Source organism: Hydrogenophaga sp. (genome assembly GCF_028698005.1).
Taxonomy (GTDB): Bacteria; Pseudomonadota; Gammaproteobacteria; order Burkholderiales; family Burkholderiaceae_C; genus Hydrogenophaga.
In genome coordinates this window covers 20,683-39,013 of sequence record NZ_JAQVEJ010000010.1, presented here as the reverse complement: position 1 = coordinate 39,013, position 18,331 = coordinate 20,683, and the positions used below count along the sequence as shown (strand labels likewise).

Genomic DNA, 18,331 nt, shown 5'->3' with positions numbered 1-18,331 from the left:
ACCGGCAAGCGGGATGTCCGGGTCGCGTCGGACAGGAACGCCGCGCGCCGCTGGCGCGCCAATCTGCCGTACAACCAGGCCAGTGGCAGCAGGGCGTGGGCAAGGGCGCCTCGCCGCTCGCTGGCCCGCCGCCACAGGGCAGACCAGCGGGCGGCTCGGCGGGGGGACGGCATGGAGGTCAGTGGCCGCCGCCGGGCCGCTGCGTGGCAAAGGTGATCTGGACCAGCCCGGCACGGCGCGCCGCATCCATCACATTGATCACCGACTGGTGCGTCGCTGCGGCGTCGGCACTGACAACGACCACCGGATCGTCGGCCTTGGCGGCCGCACGCAGGGCTTGCACGAGGTGGTCGATGCTGCCGCCATCCACCGCCTCCCGGTTGATGGCATAGCGCCCGTCACTGGCCACCGACACCACGATCTCCTGCGGGTTGTCCTTCGGTGGCTGGGCATCGGCCACGGGCAGATTGACCTGCAGTTCAGTGAACTTGCTGTAGGTCGTGGTCAGCATCAGGAAAATGAGGACGACCAGCAGGATGTCGATGAACGGAATGAGGTTGATCTCCGGCTCATCCCGGTTGCCTTGACGGAAATTCATGCCGGTGCCGCTCCTTCCGGATTACTTGTGCAGGGTCAGCAGGTGGCGGGCGAAACGGTCTGAGGCGACCTCCATGCCCAGCAGGTAGGTGTCCACCCGGGCGCGGAAGTAGCGCCAGAAGATCAGCGCCGGGATGGCGATGATCAGACCGAAGGCCGTGTTGTACAGGGCGATGGAGATGCCCCGGGCCAGTTGTGACGGGTCGCCGCCACCGGGCATGGTGCCCATGCCACCGTGACCGCCCTGCGACGCAAAAATCTCGATCATGCCCACCACGGTGCCGAGCAGGCCGATCAGCGGTGCCGCCGACGCGATCGTGGCCAGCGCACCCAGGTATTTCTGCAGCCGGGCAGCGACCAGGCGGCCGGTGGACTCCATGTTGGCCTGCAGATCGGCCTCGGTCGCATAAGGGTTGTTGTTGAAGGTCCGGAAGCCGCTGGCGAGCACCTCACCGAGCATCGAGTTCTGTTCGAGCTGCCTGACCACATCGGGCGAGGGAATGCCGTCGCGGGAAACCTGGATCGCTTCATCCAGCAGCTTGGCCGGCAGGATGCGCGAGGCCTTGAGGCTGATGAAACGTTCAATGATCAGGGCCAGGCCCAGAACCGAGCAGATGATCAAGGGCCAGATCGGCCAACCGGCGGCTTGTATGATGGACAGCAAAACGGGGCTCCCGACGACATGCCGCCCGCTGCGGGCGGCAACCGGCGGCCATTATGACGCAGCCGGCCGGCGCATCTGCCCGCGCGGCGCGCCCGCACCCATCGCCCTCACCACCGGCGTTCTTGCACAGATTCTGTGGATAACTTTGTGAAAAACCCTGTGGGCCGACGCCGCCAGGCCTTGGTCAGAGCGCCATTCATGGGTTTGCTTAACAATTAGGCGCAAAAAAAGTCATATAAATCAATGGGTTGTACGAAGATTCTTGGATTGACGGGTGTTTTTGCAGTGAATCCCTGGATTCATGCGGGTTGTGGACACATCCTGCCCGGAGACGCTGGTGGCTGAAGGGTTTTTCATCTCCGATGCCGGATCTTCAAGGGCTGTGTGGGCAGTTGGCCCGCTGTTGCGCGCCATTGCTGACACTTTGGCGGCCCGGTTCAATCCGGTCACGGTGCGCGGCGAGATTTCGGGCTTTTCCCGCGCGTCCAGCGGGCATTGCTATTTCTCGCTCAAGGACAGTGCGGGCCAGATCCGTTGCGCCATGTTCCGGCGCTCGGCCGACGGCCTGAAGTTCCAGCCGGGCGAAGGCATGGTGGTCGAGGCACAGGGGCGGCTGGACCTGTACGGCCCCCGCGGCGACCTGCAGTTGATCGTCGAGCGCCTGCAGCCGGCCGGCCTGGGCAGTCTGTACGAGCAGTTCCTGCGCCTGAAGGCCAAGCTGGAGGCCGAGGGCCTGTTCGATGCCGGGCGCAAGCGGGTGCCGCCGCGTTTTCCACGCGGCATCGGTGTCGTCACCTCGCTCGGGGCCGCAGCGCTGCGCGACGTCGTCACGACGCTGCGCCGGCGCGCGCCCCATGTGCCGGTGACCATCTATCCGGCGTCGGTGCAGGGCGCCTCCGCGCCCGACGAGATCGTCGCTGCCCTGCGGCAGGCGGCGGGCCGCCACGCCTCGGGTGAGTGCGATGTGCTGCTGCTGGTGCGTGGCGGCGGCTCGATCGAGGATCTGTGGAGCTTCAACGACGAGCGCGTGGTCTGTGCCGTGGTGGCCGTGCCCATGCCGGTGATCACCGGCGTGGGTCACGAAACCGACTTCACCCTGGTCGATTTCGCCTCGGACCTGCGCGCGCCCACGCCCACCGCGGCGGCCGAGCTGTGCACGCCGGCGCGCGACGAGCAACTGGCCGCTTTGCAGTGGCTGGGTTCGCGCCTGAGCGATCTGATGCTGCAGAACCTCGACACGCGCGCCCAGCGGCTCGATCGCATCGCCCAGCGGCTGGGGCGTCCGTCCGCGCGTTTGCACGAAGGCCGGCAGCGCCTGCTGAGCCTGGAGCACCGCCTGCAGGGCGCGCTGCGGCTGTCGCTGGAGCGCCGGCGCGGACAGCTGCAGCGTCTGTCGCCAGTGCTGGAGCAGTCGGCGGCGCAGTACCTGCAGCGGCAACAGCGACGGCTGGACCGGTGCGCAACCGCGCTCACCCACCTGGACCCGCAACTGGTGCTCGAGCGCGGTTATGCCTACCTGACCGATGCCCAGGGCCGTGCCATCACGGGCATCGGGCAGACGCAGGTGGGCGCGTCGCTGCAGGCGCGGCTGGCCGACGGGCGCATGGATGTCCTTGTGACTGGACTGGACAAGGGTGCATGAGCGACACTGCGCGCTGAGCTTACCTACAATGCCCATTCCGGCGAAGGCACCGCCCTTCGCAGGTGTCAAACAACACAACTTTCAACGAGGAAACCCCATGGAACACACCCTGCCTCCGCTGCCCTATGGACTGGATGATCTGGCTCCCCACTACAGCCGCGAGACTCTGGAGTACCACCACGGCAAGCACCACAACGCCTATGTGGTGAACCTCAACAACCTCCAGAAGGGCACCGAGTTCGAGAACATGGATCTCGAATCGATCGTGAAGAAATCCAGTGGCGGCATCTACAACAACGCAGCCCAGATCTGGAACCACACCTTCTTCTGGAACTGCATGAAGCCCAACGGAGGTGGCGAACCCTCGGGCGCGCTGGCCGCTGCGATCAACGCCAAGTGGGGCAGCTACGCCGCCTTCAAGGAAGCCTTTGTGAAGTCCGCCGTGGGCAATTTCGGTTCCGGCTGGACCTGGCTGGTCAAGAAGGCCGACGGTTCCGTGGACATCGTCAACACCGGCGCCGCCGGCACGCCGCTGACCACCGAGGACAAGGCGCTGCTGACCGTCGACGTGTGGGAGCACGCCTACTACATCGACTACCGCAACCTGCGTCCCAAGTTCGTCGAAACCTTCCTCGACAAGCTGGTGAACTGGTCGTTCGCCGAGAAGAACTTCGGCTGATCGCGCTCACCCCATGACGAAACCCGAGGTATGGCACCTCGGGTTTTTTTTCGCCTGCCGGGATACAGCGGGGGTGGCGACAAAAAAAAGCCGTAATTTTGGTATCAGATACCATAATGCGGTAAATCAGGTCAAAAAGCGATGCCCGCCAACGACCGTTGAACGCAAAATAGACAGGTTTGGCCGAACCCAACAGGCAAGGCTGGCAGCCGATATCCACAACGACATCCGGAGAACCCTCATGAGCACCGACTCTTCCACCATCGTCTATACGCTCACCGACGAAGCCCCCCTGCTGGCCACAAGCTCCCTCCTGCCCATCATCCGGACCTTTACCGCACCGGCAGGTGTCAACGTCGTGACCAGCGACATTTCGGTGGCCGGCCGCATTCTTGGCCAGTTCCCCGACTACCTGACCGAAGAACAGCGCGTTCCCGACACCCTGACCGAACTGGGCAAGCTGACGCTGCGTCCCGAGGCCAACATCATCAAGCTGCCCAACATCAGCGCCTCGGTTGCCCAGCTCAAGGCCGCGATCAAGGAACTGCAGGACAAGGGTTACAAAATCCCCGACTTCCCCGAGAACCCGCAGACCGACGAAGAGAAAGAAATCCGCGCACGCTACAACCGCTGCACCGGCTCGGCGGTGAACCCCGTGCTGCGCGAGGGCAACTCCGACCGTCGCGCACCCAAGGCGGTGAAGGAGTACGCCCGCAAGAACCCGCACCACATGGCCGAGTGGAGCCAGGCGTCGCGCTCGCACGTCTCGCACATGCACGCCGGTGACTTCTACCACGGCGAGAAGTCGATGACGCTGGACAAGGCGCGCGACGTGAAGATGGAACTGATCACCAAGAGCGGCAAGACCATCGTGCTCAAGCCCAAGGTTTCGCTGCTGGACCGCGAGGTCATCGACTCCATGTTCATGAGCAAGAAGGCGCTGCTGGCCTTCTACGAGAAGGAGATCGAGGATGCTCGCAAGACCGGCGTGATGTTCTCGCTGCACGTCAAGGCCACGATGATGAAGGTCTCGCACCCCATCGTGTTCGGCCATTGCGTGAAGATTTTCTACAAGGAAGCCTTCGAGAAACACGGCAAGCTGTTCGACGAACTGGGCGTCAACGTCAACAACGGCATGGTCGACCTGTACAACAAGATCGCCGTGCTGCCGCAAAGCAAGCAGGAAGAGATCAAGCGCGACATCCACGCCTGCCACGAGCACCGCCCGGAACTGGCCATGGTGGATTCCGCCAAGGGCATCACCAACTTCCACTCGCCCAACGACGTGATCGTGGACGCCTCCATGCCCGCCATGATCCGCAATGGCGGCAAGATGTACGGTGCCGACGGTCGCCTCAAGGACGTGAAGGCCGTCATGCCCGAGTCGACCTTCGCCCGCATCTACCAGGAGATGATCAACTTCTGCAAGTGGCACGGCGCCTTCGATCCGAAGACCATGGGGACGGTCCCCAACGTCGGCCTGATGGCCCAGCAGGCCGAGGAGTACGGCAGCCACGACAAGACCTTTGAGATCCCCGAGGACGGCGTGGCCAACATCACCGACCTGAACACCGGCGAGGTGCTGATGAGCCAGAACGTCGAAGCAGGGGATATCTGGCGCATGTGCCAGGTCAAGGATGCCGCCATCCGCGACTGGGTCAAGCTGGCCGTCACGCGTGCCCGCAACTCCGGCATGCCGGTGGTCTTCTGGCTCGACCAGTACCGCCCGCACGAGGCGCAGCTCATCACCAAGGTCAAGATGTACCTGCATGAGCATGACACCACCGGACTGGACATCCAGATCATGAGCCAGGTGCGTGCCATGCGCTACACCCTGGAGCGCGTGATCCGTGGCCTGGACACGATCAGCGCCACCGGCAACATCCTGCGCGACTACCTGACGGACCTGTTCCCGATCATGGAACTGGGCACCTCGGCCAAGATGCTGTCCATCGTGCCCCTGATGGCCGGCGGCGGCATGTACGAGACGGGCGCCGGTGGTTCGGCACCCAAGCATGTGCAGCAACTGATCGAGGAAAACCACCTGCGCTGGGATTCGCTGGGCGAGTTCCTGGCCCTGGCGGTGAGTCTGGAAGAGTTGGGCATCAAGAACAACAACGCCAAGGCCAAGGTGCTGGCGAAGGCGCTGGACGCTGCCACCGGCAAGCTGCTGGACAACAACAAGGGCCCGAGCCCCAAGACCGGCCAGCTCGACAACCGCGGCAGCCACTTCTACCTGGCCATGTACTGGGCGCAGGAGCTGGCCGCGCAGACCGATGACGCCGAACTGGCAGCCAAGTTCGCCCCGCTGGCCAAGGAACTGACCGAGAAGGAAGAGGCCATCGTGACCGAACTCAACGCGGTGCAGGGCAAGCCGGCAGACATCGGCGGCTATTACAAGCCGGACTTCGCCAAGCTCGAGGCCGTGATGCGCCCGAGCAAGCTGTTCAACGAAGCACTGGCCAAGCTCGCCGCCTGACAAGCGGCCTCGGCCAACCAAGCAAAGCCCAGGGGAGGGCTCAGCGGCCGCCGAAAGGGGGGCCGCCGAGCCTGAAGCCGGGCTTTATCGCGCGCTTGGCAAACCAGCCCTGGTGCATTTCCAGCACATAGCGCACGGGCTCGGCCGAGCAGTGTGATGCTTCGCTCAGCGGCTGCATGTCGGCCAGGTTGACCACGGTCCCGTCGTCGGCCACGAAGGCCGCCGTCAGCGGCAGCAGGGTGTTTTTCATCCAGAAGCACTGCACGGCGGGCTGCTCGAATACGAACAGCATGCCCTCGTTGGCCGGCATCTCGCGGCGGAACATCAGTCCCATGGCGCGCTGCTGCGGCGTGGTTGCCACCTGGGCCTGGATCAGGTGCATGCCGGCCCTGAGGGTGGTGCGCGGCAGATTCATCTGCGGCTGCATTTCCTGAGCGGCTGACAGGGTGGACAGAAGGGCCAGCAGCAGGCTGGCGATCGTCTTTTTCATGGCAAGCGACAACAACAACGAAGAATCAATCGGGTGCCGGCATTGTGCGCCATGCCGGGCACCCGCGGCATGCTGAGCGGGTGGATAGAATTTGGCGGCCCGTTTGATTCCCGACAATCCAGGAGACCGGATTTCCATGTACCAGCACATCCAGATGCCTGAGCAAGGCCAGAAGATCACCGTCAATGCCGACATGTCGCTGAATGTGCCGGATGAGCCCATCATTCCGTACATCGAAGGTGACGGTGTCGGCGTCGACATCACGCCGGTGATGCTCAAGGTGGTCGATGCGGCCGTCGCAAGGGCTTATGGTGGCCAGCGCAAGATCCACTGGATGGAGGTGTATGCCGGCCAGAAGTCGACCAAGGTGTATGGCCCGGACGTATGGCTGCCCGAGGAAACCCTGCAGGTCTTCAAGGACTTCGTGGTGTCGATCAAGGGGCCGCTGACGACACCGGTGGGTGGCGGTATCCGCTCGCTCAATGTGGCGTTGCGCCAGGAGCTCGATCTGTATGTCTGCCTGCGTCCGGTGCAGTATTTCAGGGGGGTTCCCAGTCCGCTCAAGGAGCCGGAAAAGACCAACATGGTGATCTTCCGCGAAAACTCGGAGGACATTTACGCCGGCATCGAATACCCTGCGCAAAGCGATGACGCGAAGAAGCTCATCCGCTTCCTGCAGGAAGAAATGGGCGTGAACAAGATCCGCTTCCCCGGGACCTCGGGCATCGGCATCAAGCCGGTCTCGATCGAGGGCACCGAGCGTCTGGTGCGCAAGGCCATCCAGTACGCGATCGATCATGACAAGCCCAACGTGACCCTGGTGCACAAAGGCAACATCATGAAGTTCACGGAAGGCGGTTTCCGTGACTGGGGCTACGCGCTGGCGCAGAAGGAATTCGGCGCCGAACTGCTCGACGGCGGGCCGTGGTGCAAGCTCAAAAACCCCAAGACCGGCCGCTCCATCATCATCAAGGACGTCATCACCGATGCCTTCCTGCAGCAGATCCTCACGCGGCCGGCCGAATATTCGGTGATCGCGACGCTCAATCTCAACGGTGACTACCTCTCCGACGCGCTGGCCGCGCAGGTGGGCGGGATCGGCATCGCGCCGGGCGCCAACATGAGTGACACGGTGGCCTGCTTCGAGGCCACGCACGGCACGGCGCCCAAGTATGCCGGCAAGGATTACGTCAATCCCGGTTCATTGATCCTGTCGGCCGAGATGATGCTGCGCCACATGGGCTGGCGCGAAGCGGCCAACCTGATCATTGCCAGCATGGAGCGCACCATCCTGGCCAAGAAGGTCACCTACGACTTCGCCCGCCTGATGGACGGCGCCACGCAAGTGTCGTGCTCGGGTTTCGGCCAGGCCATGATCGAGGCGATGGACGAATAGTCCGGGAAATGCCCTGGGAGAGAGCATCGATCTTCTGCAGGAGAACCCCGGCAAGAATGGCTCGCAGTTGAATAATGATTATTATCAACTGTGGTAGGGTCCACCCTATGACAGCTCCCCAGGCCGGAACGCCAAGCCTGGGTCATGCTTTGGCTCATCGTGGGGCGACCCGGGGCGGCAAGCAGTCGCCAGGGTCGTTTTTTGCCAGCCAACGGACTCCGTTCCGCCAGCCAGGCACTTTTTCCCGCTAGCCTCCGGTGCGGTTTCTGCCCGGCCTCGTGCCCGGCATTTCCGGCAGCCGCGCGGGGTCACCGCCGGACGGTGGGTCAACTCAGGTCGGTCGTGCTGGCGCCCGGGGCGTTCTTCTTCACCGAGGCAATGCCGTTTTCCATGGCCGCGGCCGATGAGTACATCTCGCTGCTGCCGATGATCTGGCCATTGGCCGCCTTCAGGTTGAAATAGGGTTTGCCGTCGGAAGACGTGGCACGCACGTAGCGCTCGTCCTGGGCGGCATTGGCCTTGACAGAATCGACACCCTGCAGGGCACTGGCCCGGGTTTCGTACATCTGGCTGTTCAGGATGACCTCGCCATTGCCGGCCTTGAGGTGGAACATGAACTTGCCGTTCTTGGCCTTGCTGATCTCGAATTTTCCGCTCATGGATCGCGCTCCTCTGCTCAATGGATGAATGTGCCGAATGGCATGTCCTTTGTACCAGAGTTGGGCCGTGGCGCCATAAGTGGTCAGCGGTCAGCGGGCAAAGTCGAGCAGCAACTTGTTGAACGCTTGCGGCTGGTCTCTTTGCAACCAGTGTGCGGCACCACGGACCAGGACGAAGTTGGCGTCTTCGCGTGCCTGAAGCAGGCGTGATCGCCGGCCATCCAGGTCGTGCGCATGGTAGGGATCGCGGTCGCCGAACACCACCGTCAGCGGCTGGGGCAGGTTCGCCAGCACCGGCGGCAATTTGGCGTTGCGCGACAGGGCCGTCGTGCGCAACCTCGATGCCTGCGCCATCGACAGCGCGTCGTCGATCATGGCCTCATCGATCTTGGACGCATCGGCCAGCATCAGCGAGGTCAATGTTTCCCGGATGCCGGCGCGGCGTCCTTCGCTGCGCGCGATCGCAGAGGCGGTGGCTGCAATGTGGGCTCCCCGTTCGCCGGTGATCCCAAGTCCAGGCGGGTGAACGAGCATCAGGCGCGCGACACGCGCAGGTGCCGCCTGTGCCAGCGCCGTGGCCACCAGGCAACCAAAGGAGAAACCCACGAGTGTCACCCCGGTCAGGTCCAGCTGCGCCATCCACTCGCTCAGCGCCTGGGCCAGATCACCCGGCTCGGGCTCGCCAGGCAGGCTGGAGGAAGCGCCGAAGCAGGGCATGTCGGGCACAAGGACGCGATGCGTGCGCGAGAGCGCGGGCAGGTTCGCCGACCAGTGCCGCCAGTCCCCGTGGCTGCCGTGCAGCAGCACCAGAGGGGTACCGGCGTCATGTGGCGGATCGCCCGTGTCCCGGTAGGCCAGTGTGCAGCGAGAGAGCGTCAGGAGGCGTGGCGGCGGCGTGGGCATGGGTTTGGGAAGGCAGTGGCTTCGGACAGGCGGCGACCGGATGGCCGGTGCCGTGCAGGCAGGGGCATCAGTGTGCCGCAAGGCCAAGCATTTGGCGCGCTTCCTCGACGCTGGCGACTTCGGCACCCATGTTCCGGATGATCTGAACGGCATTGCGCACCAGTTCGGCGTTACCGCTGGTGAGTTGCCCCTTGCGCAGGTAGATATTGTCCTCCATGCCCACGCGCACGTGTCCCCCGTTCATGACACCCATGGCCACCATCGGGAACTGTGTCCGGGCGACGCCGAAGATGGACCAGGTGCATGTGGACGGAACGCTGTCGATCATCAGTTGCGCGGTCCTCGGGTCGGCGGGGATACCGCCGCTCGTGCCCATGCACAACTGCAGATGGCAACGTGCATCGAGCAGGCCGCGGTCGATCATCGAGCGAACCAGCTTGAACGCGCCCAGTTCGAACAGTTCGACCTCGGGCTTCACCCCGGCCTCGTTCATCAGTTCCGCCATGCGCTCGACCACCGGCTGGGCATTCGCCATGATGCCCAGCCGGGTGGTCATGCTGCCCAGGTCGAGCGTGCACATCTCCGGACGAAGTTGCAGGACATGCGCGACCCGTTCCTGGGCCGACATCAGATGCGGGCTGCCAGGCAAAGGCTGGGCATCGGCATCCACAGCCAGCCGACCGCCCGGGCCGGTCGTCAGATTGATGATCATCGGTACTTTGGCGCGTACCCGCTCCATGACCTCCTGATAGTGCTCCAATGCCATGGAAGCTCGGCCGGTTTTCGGGTCGCGAACATGCACGTGCACGATCGATGCACCTTCGTTGAAGCACTCAATGGCCGAATCGGCAATCTCCTGCGGTGTCACGGGCAGGTTGGGGTTCATTTCCCGGGTGGGCTGCGAGCCGGTGACTGCGACGGTAACGATGACTTTGGACATGTGATGACTTGAAAAAATTGCGTTGAATGAATGTGAGGCAGGTCAGCGCGTGCCGGCGTTGCGCAGCCAGATGTCGGCAAGGTTGATCTTCATGAAGTTCGATGGCATCGACCGCAGGCCCCCAACGTCCTTCGAGATGGCGCGCTGCCATTCCATCCAGTACAACGGGATCACATAGGCGTTGTCCACAATGTGCTTCTCCATTTTCTGCACCAGGACGGTACGGCGCGCCGTGTCCATCTCGCGCTTTTGTTGGTCGTACAGCGACTCCAGGAGCGGGTCGTTGGCGCGTGTTGTGTTGAGCGGGTTTGTCTTGAAAGGCAGGAACCAGCCCAGCCGCACACTGGGGTCGTCGAGGTACTCGGGCAGGTTGTCAAACAGCATGTCGTAGTCGCCGCTGCGCTTGACGGCGGCCAGACTCAGTGAATCCACGGTCTGGGTCTCGACGGTGACGCCGATCTGACGCAATTGGTCGGCCATCAGCACGGCAAAGTAGCTGTACAGGCCATTGAAGGTAAACCGCAGCTTCAGGTTGGGATGGCCTGCTTCCTTGAGCAGCCGGCGTGCCTCGGCTCGTGCTGCTTCGACATCGCGGCCAAAGCCCGGCAGGGCTTCCAACTCCTGCTCGCTACGCGCCCAGACCGACCCCGGGCGACTCAGGCCACCAATGACGTTGGCCGAGGTGAGCTGCTTCATGGCCTTGGCGCCCGCCTGGCGGTCCAGGGCGAGCAGCAGCGCGCGGCGAACCCGCACATCGTCCAGCGGTTTCTGGGTGGTGTTCAGCGACACCACGAAAAGGAGGTCGCCGGCGGCACCCGTGCCGACGATGTTGACCTGATCGGCACGGCTGGCCAGGACCTGGGCAATCTGGCTTTCGGTCAGCCCGCGCAGGTTGTAATGCACCTGTCCGGAAATCACCGCATTGGTGGCCGCGGCCGCGGACACCGTGAGAGCTCGGAAGCCATCGATATAGGGTTTTCCCGCCATAAAGTAGCTATCAAAGCGTTCCCCGACCCATTCGGTCCCGGGGACGTAGCGCACAAACCGGAATGGCCCGCTGCCCATCACCGTTTTGGCGGGGTAGGACGCATCGGTCTCCAGGCGCTGTGCGGACAGGATGCAGGCGTAGGGGGTTGCCAGCAGATTCAGCATCGCGGCGTTGACCTCGCTCAGGCGCAGCACCACGGTCTCCGCGTCTGGCGTCTCCACCGACTTGATGTCCTTGTACATGCCCATGCGCATCGAAACGACGCCCGGGGGCGGGTTGCGCATGCGGTCGATGCTGACCTTGACGTCGCGTGATGTCAGCGCCGAACCATCATGGAACTTGATGCCAGGGTGCAGCTTGAACTCATAGCTCAGGCCATCACTCGAAATTTTCCAGCTGCGTGCCAAGTCCCCCTTGATAGTGCCGTCATCCTCCAACTGCAGCAATGTGGAGTAGTGCGGCGCAATGCGCCACATGACACCAGGCGTGCTTGCCGCATGGCAGTCCAGCGTGTTGGGCTCTCCCATGTGGATCGGGAACACCAGTGTGCCGCCGCGTTTGGGCTGGTCGGCGGATTGCGCCGCTGCCGGCATGACCGCACCCGCCAGCGTCACCGTCGCTGCGGCGCCCAGGGCTGCGTGCCAATACCTCAAGTGAATTGCCATGGCTTGTCTCCTGTTGGTTGAATGTTGGGCGCGATGATAGGTATGCCCAACTGGAGCAGAGAAGGATTTCCGATATGACACTATGATTCTCGCTATGTCGAAGTCTTCTCATCCCCCATCCATCGGCTCGAGGCGGAAGGTTCCTGCTGCCTGGAGCGAATTCGCTGGTGACCGGCACTTCGCCACGACGCTGGCGCGGGGCCTGGAGTTGTTGCGCTGTTTCACCCCAGCAGAGCCGCTGCTCGGTGTGACCGAACTGGCCCGTCGCCTGGGTCTTCCCGTGTCAACCGTGTCCCGGCTTGCGTACACCCTGGTGCAGATGGGCTATCTGACACAAGCACAGGGCTGGGGCAAATACAGGCTTGGGGTGGCCATGCTGTCCCTGGGGTACCCGCTGCTGGACCAATTTCCTTTTCGCCAGCGCGTGCGGCCTCTCCTCATGGCGTTCGCACAGGAAGTTGACGGCAACGTATCGATTGGCATCCGTGACCGCCTGAACATTGTTTACATCGAGTCGATCCGTGCTCGCGAACGCGGCGCTTATGCGCTGGACGTGGGTGTCACCCAGTCACTGGCCGGCACCGCCGTTGGGCGTGCCTATCTGATGTCCTGCAGCACGGAGGAGCGGATGACGCTCATCAACGAGATCAAGGTGAAGGCGCCGCTCGAGTGGGAGCGGCATGCCCAGCGGGTGATGGACAACGTCGCGCAATATCCCCAACGGGGATGCTGCATCTCGATGGGGGAGGTTTACCCGGAAGTACAAGCGGTCGCTGTTCCCCTGGGTCGCATCGACGGTGGCATGCCCGCTGCGATCAATTGCTCGTTCTTCGGTCGCGAGATGAACGAGCGGTGGCTGCTGGAGGATGTGGGACCGCGGCTGATACGGCTGGCGCGCCAGCTGGCTTAGCCCCTCCAGAAACGCAGCAGACTGTGTCTTTTCAATTCCATATGATGTGCGGGCCTAATGCCCGCCGGTAGAATGGTTTTCATGGTTGCCCAAACCCCCAAAAAACCCGTGATTCCCGCATCGCGCCCCAGCGTGGCAGGCGATGACGCGGTGGTGCTGGAGCGCCGCGCCCAGCGGGTCCGGCCGCCCCAGATGTACCAGGTGGTCCTGCTCAACGACGATTTCACGCCGATGGAGTTTGTCGTCCAGATCATTCAGGAATTTTTCGGCAAGGACCGGGAAACCGCCACCCAGATCATGCTCAAGATCCACCTGGAGGGCAAAGGCGTGTGCGGGGTCTATACCCGCGACGTCGCCATCACCAAGGTGGACCAGGTGCTGCAGGCCTCCCGTCATGCGGGGCACCCTTTGCAGTGCACCACTGAACCTATTGAATAAGGACGAACCCAACCCCATGTGATGGTCTCTTCCACTGATCTCCACCGGACGAATCGCGTATCCTGATCCACCAGCACCAAAGGAAGTGTCCATGATTGCCCAGGAACTTGAAGTCAGCTTGCACATGGCCTTTGTCGAGGCCCGGCAACAGCGACACGAATTCATCACCGTCGAGCACCTGCTGCTGGCGCTGCTGGACAACCCCAGCGCCGCCGAAGTGCTGCGCGCCTGCTCGGCCAACATCGACGATCTGCGCAAGTCCCTGACGAATTTCATCAAGGACAACACCCCGCAGGTGGCCGGCACCGAAGAGGTTGACACCCAGCCCACCCTGGGCTTCCAGCGCGTGATCCAGCGCGCGATCATGCACGTGCAGTCCACCGGCAACGGCAAGAAGGAAGTCACGGGTGCCAACGTGCTGGTGGCCATCTTCGGCGAAAAGGACTCGCATGCCGTGTACTACCTGCACCAGCAGGGCGTCACGCGCCTGGACGTGGTCAACTTCATCGCCCATGGCATCCGCAAGAGCGATCCGCCAGAGGCCGGCAAGCCGGGCGAAAGCGCGGCCGACAACGAGGAGGCCGTCGAGCAGGGGGCCAAGGGCAACGAGAAGCAGTCGCCGCTGGAGCAGTTCACCCAGAACCTGAACCAGGCAGCCAAGGACGGCAAGATCGATCCCCTGATCGGCCGCGACTACGAGGTCGAGCGCACGATCCAGATCCTGTGCCGGCGCCGCAAGAACAACCCGCTGCTGGTCGGCGAGGCCGGCGTGGGCAAGACGGCGATCGCCGAGGGTCTGGCCTGGCGCATCACCCAGGGTGACGTGCCCGAGATTCTGGCCGAAGCCACGGTGTACTCGCTCGACATGGGGGCACTGCTGGCCGGCACCAAATACCGGGGCGATTTCGAGCAGCGCCTGAAGGCCGTGCTCAAGGCGCTCAAGGACAAGCCGCACGCCGTGCTGTTCATCGACGAGATCCACACGCTGATCGGGGCTGGTGCGGCCTCGGGTGGCACGCTGGACGCCTCCAACCTGCTCAAGCCGGCGCTCTCCAGCGGCCAGCTCAAGTGCATCGGCGCGACGACCTTCACCGAGTACCGCGGCATCTTCGAGAAGGACGCGGCCCTGAGCCGGCGCTTCCAGAAGATCGACGTGGTCGAACCGACCGTCGAGCAGACGGTGGAAATCCTCAAGGGTCTCAAGAGCCGCTTCGAGGAGCACCACAGCGTCAAGTACGCCAACGCGGCGCTGCAGGCGGCGGCCGAGCTCTCGGCCAAGTACATCAACGACCGGCATCTGCCCGACAAGGCCATCGACGTGATCGACGAGGCCGGTGCCGCGCAGCGCATCGCCGTGGCCAGCAAACGCAAGAAGACCATCGGCAAGGCCGAGATCGAGGACATCGTGGCCAAGATCGCGCGCATTCCGCCCGCGAACGTGTCCAGCGACGACCGCAGCAAGCTGGCCACGCTCGAACGTGACCTCAAGAGCGTGGTGTTCGGACAGGACAAGGCGCTGGAGCTGCTGGCTTCCTCGGTCAAGATGGCGCGCTCCGGCCTGGGCAAGGCCGACAAGCCGATCGGTGCCTTCCTGTTCAGCGGCCCGACCGGCGTCGGCAAGACCGAGGCCGCCAAGCAACTGGCCTACATCCTGGGCATCGACCTGATCCGCTTCGACATGTCGGAGTACATGGAGCGCCATGCGGTCAGCCGCCTGATCGGCGCGCCACCCGGCTACGTGGGCTTCGACCAGGGCGGCCTGCTGACCGAGGCCATCACGAAGAAGCCACACGCGGTGCTGCTGCTCGACGAGATCGAGAAGGCGCATCCGGACATCTTCAACGTGCTGCTGCAGGTCATGGACCACGGTACGCTGACGGACAACAACGGGCGCAAGGCCGACTTCCGCAACGTCATCATCATCATGACGACGAACGCGGGCGCCGAAACCATGAACAAGGCGACCATCGGCTTCACGAACCCGCGCGAGGCCGGCGACGAGATGGCCGACATCAAGCGCCTGTTCACGCCGGAGTTCCGCAACCGCCTGGATGCCATCGTCAGCTTCAAGCCGCTGGACGAAAACATCATCCTGCGCGTGGTGGACAAGTTCCTGCTGCAGCTCGAAAGCCAGCTGGCCGAGAAGAAGGTGGAGGTTACCTTCACCGACGCGTTGCGCAAGCATCTGGCCAAGAAGGGCTTCGACCCGCTGATGGGCGCACGACCGATGCAGCGGCTGATTCAGGACATGATCCGCAAGGCCCTGGCCGACGAGCTGCTGTTCGGACGCCTGACCGATGGCGGTCGCCTGACGGTGGACCTGGAGACCAAGCTTGGCGAGGATGGCAAGGAGACCCACGAGGTCAAGCTCGACATCCAGCCGTTGCCGAAAAAAGAAGGCAAGGCCAAGCCCGAAGAGGCCACGGCCGGTTGAGGTACATCGCGCTCAGTCATAAAAACCCGGCCATGCCGGGTTTTTTCTTGGGCGGCAGATGCCCGTCCAGGCCGGCTACAGGCTGCTCCAGGCCAGTACTGCGTCGGCCCAGCGGTTGCCAAGCTTGGCCTCGCCGGCGACCCCGGGGTGAACCCCATCGTAGTTGTCACCCGTCGAGTAGCCGCTGGCCTGGTCGACCACCGCAACCGGCGAAGTGGCGCTGGACCGGCTGGATGCAATGCCATCGATCAGGCGGTTGAGGGCGGCGGTGCCGGCCGGGTAGGGCGCCGCCGGGATGATCTTGGCCAGCAGGATGTGGGTGTCCGGCTTGCCGGCCCGGATGGCGTCGATGAGCCCGCCCAGGTCCTGGGCGATGCGGCTGGCCGGTCGCCCGCGCAGCACGTCATTGGTCCCCAGGTGAACCAGAACGACATCGGGCTGTGCCTGGGCCACCAGAGTGCCCACGCGGGGAAGGAGTTCGGCCACCGTGTAGTCCCAGTGGCCTTCGTGATCCAGATCGAAGTCGGCGTTGGGCGGGTTGACCGACCCGCTATCGCGCCGGCCTCTGGACACACCCGTTTTGCTGCCCACCAGATTGACCACGCAACCTGCCCGGTTCAGACGCTGCCACAGCACCCTGCGGTAGCTGTTGTGACCGGCTTCCGCCTCGGTGATGGAGTCACCCAACGGCATGATGCGCAGAGGATCGCCATCGAATCCGCAGCCCGCCACCTTCTCGGTCGTGCCACGGGTGCCCTCGGCCTCGTCGTCGTCACCGCCGCCGCCGCAGGCGCTCAGCAGTGCGATCAGGCCACCCAGGCAGGCATGGGCAAAGAAACGGTACGCCATGTGTTTTATTCCTGATGCCGGGAACTCAGTCAGCGCTTGCCGCCCAGCAGGCTGCCCAGCACGCCGCGCACAATCTGGCGACCGATGCCGCTGGCGACGCTGCGGGCCGCCGTCTTGGCCATCGTCTGGACCAGACCGTCGTACTGACCGCCGCGCGGCCCCGTTCGCCCGAACAGGGCTTCATTGATCATGGTGCCGATGCCGCCGCCATTGTCGCTGGCGGCCGGCTTGGTCGCGCCGGGGATGCGCGGGGTCTTCGGCGCGTCTTGCGCCGGCTGCTCGCTGCCTTCGACACGGCCACGCAGCACTTCGTAGGCGCTCTCCCGGTCCACCACCTTTTCATAGACGCCGGCCACCAGCGAATCCCGGATCATCGCCTGGCGCTGCTCCGGCGTGATGGGGCCGATCTGGCTGCCCGGCGGGATCACATAGACGCGTTCGGTCTCGCACGGGCGCCCCTTGGCATCCAGGAAGCTGACCAGTGCTTCGCCCACGCCCAGCTCGGTGATGGCGGCCTGGATGTCCAGACCGGCCTTGGGCCGCATGGTCTCGGCCGTGGCCTTGACGGCCTTCTGGTCGCGCGGCGTAAAGGCACGCAGCGCGTGCTGGACGCGGTTGCCCAACTGGCCGAGCACGCTGTCGGGGATGTCCAGCGGATTCTGGGTCACGAAGTACACCCCGACACCCTTGGAACGCACCAGCCGCACCACCAGTTCAATGCGCTCGACCAGCACCTTGGGAGCGCCATCGAAAAGCAGGTGGGCCTCATCGAAGAAGAACACCAGCTTGGGCTTGTCGGGGTCGCCGATCTCGGGCAGCTGCTCGAACAGCTCCGAGAGCATCCACAGCAGGAAGGTGGCGTACAGGCGGGGCGAGTTCATCAGCTTGTCCGCCGCCAGGATGTTGATGACCCCCTGGCCGCCGACGGTCTGCATGAAGTCGCTGATGTCCAGCATCGGCTCGCCGAAGAATTTGTCGCCCCCCTGCGATTCGATGGCCAGCAGGCCGCGCTGGATGGCGCCGATGCTGGCGGCGCTGATATTGCCGTACTCGGTCGTGAACTGCTTGGCGTTGTCGCCCACGTGCTGCAGCAGCGCCCGCAGGTCCTTCATGTCCAGCAGCAACAGGCCGTGGTCGTCGGCAATCTTGAACACCAGGTTGAGCACCCCGGCCTGGGTGTCATTGAGATCGAGCATGCGCGCCAGCAGCAGTGGCCCCATGTCCGAGATGGTGGCCCGTACCGGGTGCCCCTGCTCGCCGAACACATCCCACAGGGTGGTGGGGCAGGCGACGGGCTCGGGCAGGGCAATGCCCCGGTCGGCGAGGGTCTGGGCCATCTTGCTGCCGATCTGGCCGCGCTGGCTGATGCCGGTCAGGTCACCCTTGACGTCGGCCATGAAAACGGGCACGCCGATGGCAGAAAAGCCCTCGGCCAGCTTCTGCAGCGTGACGGTCTTGCCCGTGCCGGTGGCCCCGGTGATCAGGCCATGGCGGTTGGCCAGTCCGGGCAGCAGCAGGCACTGGGTCTGGGCATTCTGGGCGATGTGTATCGGTTCAGCCATGTTGTCGATCCTGTTTTGGGCGGTGCGGGGTACGGG

General features: G+C 63.9%; 17 protein-coding genes. 8 read left to right on the top strand and 9 right to left on the bottom strand.

Translation table 11 applies throughout. From position 1 onward, the window contains the following. Positions 1–178: 178 nt before the first annotated feature. Positions 179–598 (bottom strand): biopolymer transporter ExbD, encoded by a 420-nt coding sequence (locus PHQ87_RS02285; RefSeq protein ID WP_300230776.1) that lies wholly within the window; start codon positions 596–598, stop codon positions 179–181. Positions 599–619: 21 nt separating this feature from the next. Next, on the bottom strand, positions 620–1,261 hold the full coding sequence (locus tag PHQ87_RS02280; RefSeq protein ID WP_300230775.1) for a MotA/TolQ/ExbB proton channel family protein: 642 nt from the start codon (positions 1,259–1,261) through the stop codon (positions 620–622). Here PHQ87_RS02280 and PHQ87_RS02275 point away from each other — a divergent pair. The 4 genes from PHQ87_RS02275 (at position 1,212) to PHQ87_RS02260 (ending at position 6,061) form a co-directional block, all read left to right on the top strand. Continuing rightward, a complete protein-coding gene (locus tag PHQ87_RS02275) occupies positions 1,212–1,412 on the top strand; it encodes a hypothetical protein (RefSeq protein WP_300230777.1) in 201 nt (66 codons plus the stop codon). The genes PHQ87_RS02280 and PHQ87_RS02275 overlap by 50 nt on opposite strands. A 300-nt stretch (positions 1,413–1,712) precedes the next feature. Beyond that, complete coding sequence (gene xseA, locus PHQ87_RS02270; RefSeq protein WP_366524428.1) at positions 1,713–2,903, top strand: exodeoxyribonuclease VII large subunit; 1,191 nt, start codon at positions 1,713–1,715, stop codon at positions 2,901–2,903. Positions 2,904–3,000: 97 nt separating this feature from the next. Beyond that, a complete protein-coding gene (locus tag PHQ87_RS02265; protein WP_300230773.1) occupies positions 3,001–3,582 on the top strand; it encodes a Fe-Mn family superoxide dismutase in 582 nt (193 codons plus the stop codon). A 241-nt stretch (positions 3,583–3,823) separates the two neighbouring features. Further along, positions 3,824–6,061: an NADP-dependent isocitrate dehydrogenase gene (locus PHQ87_RS02260; RefSeq protein ID WP_300230771.1), complete on the top strand. Its 2,238-nt coding sequence runs from the start codon at positions 3,824–3,826 to the stop codon at positions 6,059–6,061. Between the two features lie 40 nt (positions 6,062–6,101). On the opposite strand, the gene PHQ87_RS02255 is transcribed toward PHQ87_RS02260, so the two are convergent. Then, positions 6,102–6,551 carry a DUF192 domain-containing protein gene (locus PHQ87_RS02255; protein WP_300230769.1) on the bottom strand — a complete coding sequence of 150 codons (450 nt, stop codon included), beginning with the start codon at positions 6,549–6,551 and terminating at the stop codon, positions 6,102–6,104. Positions 6,552–6,687: 136 nt separating this feature from the next. Between PHQ87_RS02255 and icd the strand changes: the two genes are divergently transcribed. Then, positions 6,688–7,947 (top strand): NADP-dependent isocitrate dehydrogenase, encoded by a 1,260-nt coding sequence (gene icd / locus PHQ87_RS02250; protein ID WP_300230767.1) that lies wholly within the window; start codon positions 6,688–6,690, stop codon positions 7,945–7,947. Positions 7,948–8,273: 326 nt separating this feature from the next. Here icd and PHQ87_RS02245 read toward each other — a convergent pair whose 3' ends face one another. The 4 genes from PHQ87_RS02245 to PHQ87_RS02230 all read right to left on the bottom strand — a co-directional run bounded on the left by PHQ87_RS02245 (position 8,274) and on the right by PHQ87_RS02230 (position 12,051). Beyond that, positions 8,274–8,606: a YegP family protein gene (locus PHQ87_RS02245; protein ID WP_300230765.1), complete on the bottom strand. Its 333-nt coding sequence runs from the start codon at positions 8,604–8,606 to the stop codon at positions 8,274–8,276. Between the two features lie 90 nt (positions 8,607–8,696). Continuing rightward, the gene (locus PHQ87_RS02240) at positions 8,697–9,509 is read right to left on the bottom strand and encodes an alpha/beta fold hydrolase (protein ID WP_300230763.1); all 813 of its coding nucleotides are present in this window, start codon (positions 9,507–9,509) and stop codon (positions 8,697–8,699) included. Positions 9,510–9,576: 67 nt separating this feature from the next. After that, positions 9,577–10,449: a 3-keto-5-aminohexanoate cleavage protein gene (locus PHQ87_RS02235; RefSeq protein ID WP_300230761.1), complete on the bottom strand. Its 873-nt coding sequence runs from the start codon at positions 10,447–10,449 to the stop codon at positions 9,577–9,579. 42 nt (positions 10,450–10,491) lie between these two features. Beyond that, on the bottom strand, positions 10,492–12,051 hold the full coding sequence (locus PHQ87_RS02230; protein WP_300230759.1) for an ABC transporter substrate-binding protein: 1,560 nt from the start codon (positions 12,049–12,051) through the stop codon (positions 10,492–10,494). 145 nt (positions 12,052–12,196) lie between these two features. Here PHQ87_RS02230 and PHQ87_RS02225 point away from each other — a divergent pair, with 145 nt between their 5' ends. The 3 genes from PHQ87_RS02225 (at position 12,197) to clpA (ending at position 15,884) form a co-directional block, all read left to right on the top strand. Then, a complete protein-coding gene (locus PHQ87_RS02225; RefSeq protein ID WP_300230757.1) occupies positions 12,197–13,012 on the top strand; it encodes an IclR family transcriptional regulator in 816 nt (271 codons plus the stop codon). A 72-nt stretch (positions 13,013–13,084) separates the two neighbouring features. Next, entirely contained in the window at positions 13,085–13,450 is a 366-nt protein-coding gene (gene clpS, locus PHQ87_RS02220; protein WP_300230755.1) for an ATP-dependent Clp protease adapter ClpS, read from the top strand. Between the two features lie 91 nt (positions 13,451–13,541). Next, a complete protein-coding gene (gene clpA, locus PHQ87_RS02215) occupies positions 13,542–15,884 on the top strand; it encodes an ATP-dependent Clp protease ATP-binding subunit ClpA (RefSeq protein ID WP_300230753.1) in 2,343 nt (780 codons plus the stop codon). Positions 15,885–15,959: 75 nt separating this feature from the next. On the opposite strand, the gene PHQ87_RS02210 is transcribed toward clpA, so the two are convergent. Further along, a complete protein-coding gene (locus tag PHQ87_RS02210; RefSeq protein WP_300230751.1) occupies positions 15,960–16,733 on the bottom strand; it encodes an SGNH/GDSL hydrolase family protein in 774 nt (257 codons plus the stop codon). A 29-nt stretch (positions 16,734–16,762) separates the two neighbouring features. After that, entirely contained in the window at positions 16,763–18,295 is a 1,533-nt protein-coding gene (locus PHQ87_RS02205; protein ID WP_300230749.1) for a helicase HerA-like C-terminal domain-containing protein, read from the bottom strand. Positions 18,296–18,331: the final 36 nt, after the last annotated feature.

What these genes read in the sequence shown, in the direction of transcription:
- PHQ87_RS02285 (WP_300230776.1), bottom strand. Translation starts at nt 598, where the DNA reads ATGAATTTCCGTCAAGGCAACCGGGATGAGCCGGAGATCAACCTCATT.
- PHQ87_RS02275 (WP_300230777.1), top strand. Translation starts at nt 1,212, where the DNA reads ATGATCAAGGGCCAGATCGGCCAACCGGCGGCTTGTATGATGGACAGC.
- PHQ87_RS02265 (WP_300230773.1), top strand. Translation starts at nt 3,001, where the DNA reads ATGGAACACACCCTGCCTCCGCTGCCCTATGGACTGGATGATCTGGCT.
- PHQ87_RS02260 (WP_300230771.1), top strand. Translation starts at nt 3,824, where the DNA reads ATGAGCACCGACTCTTCCACCATCGTCTATACGCTCACCGACGAAGCC.
- PHQ87_RS02255 (WP_300230769.1), bottom strand. Translation starts at nt 6,551, where the DNA reads ATGAAAAAGACGATCGCCAGCCTGCTGCTGGCCCTTCTGTCCACCCTG.
- icd (WP_300230767.1), top strand. Translation starts at nt 6,688, where the DNA reads ATGTACCAGCACATCCAGATGCCTGAGCAAGGCCAGAAGATCACCGTC.
- PHQ87_RS02245 (WP_300230765.1), bottom strand. Translation starts at nt 8,606, where the DNA reads ATGAGCGGAAAATTCGAGATCAGCAAGGCCAAGAACGGCAAGTTCATG.
- PHQ87_RS02240 (WP_300230763.1), bottom strand. Translation starts at nt 9,509, where the DNA reads ATGCCCACGCCGCCGCCACGCCTCCTGACGCTCTCTCGCTGCACACTG.
- PHQ87_RS02235 (WP_300230761.1), bottom strand. Translation starts at nt 10,449, where the DNA reads ATGTCCAAAGTCATCGTTACCGTCGCAGTCACCGGCTCGCAGCCCACC.
- PHQ87_RS02225 (WP_300230757.1), top strand. Translation starts at nt 12,197, where the DNA reads ATGTCGAAGTCTTCTCATCCCCCATCCATCGGCTCGAGGCGGAAGGTT.
- clpS (WP_300230755.1), top strand. Translation starts at nt 13,085, where the DNA reads ATGGTTTTCATGGTTGCCCAAACCCCCAAAAAACCCGTGATTCCCGCA.
- clpA (WP_300230753.1), top strand. Translation starts at nt 13,542, where the DNA reads ATGATTGCCCAGGAACTTGAAGTCAGCTTGCACATGGCCTTTGTCGAG.
- PHQ87_RS02210 (WP_300230751.1), bottom strand. Translation starts at nt 16,733, where the DNA reads ATGGCGTACCGTTTCTTTGCCCATGCCTGCCTGGGTGGCCTGATCGCA.
- PHQ87_RS02205 (WP_300230749.1), bottom strand. Translation starts at nt 18,295, where the DNA reads ATGGCTGAACCGATACACATCGCCCAGAATGCCCAGACCCAGTGCCTG.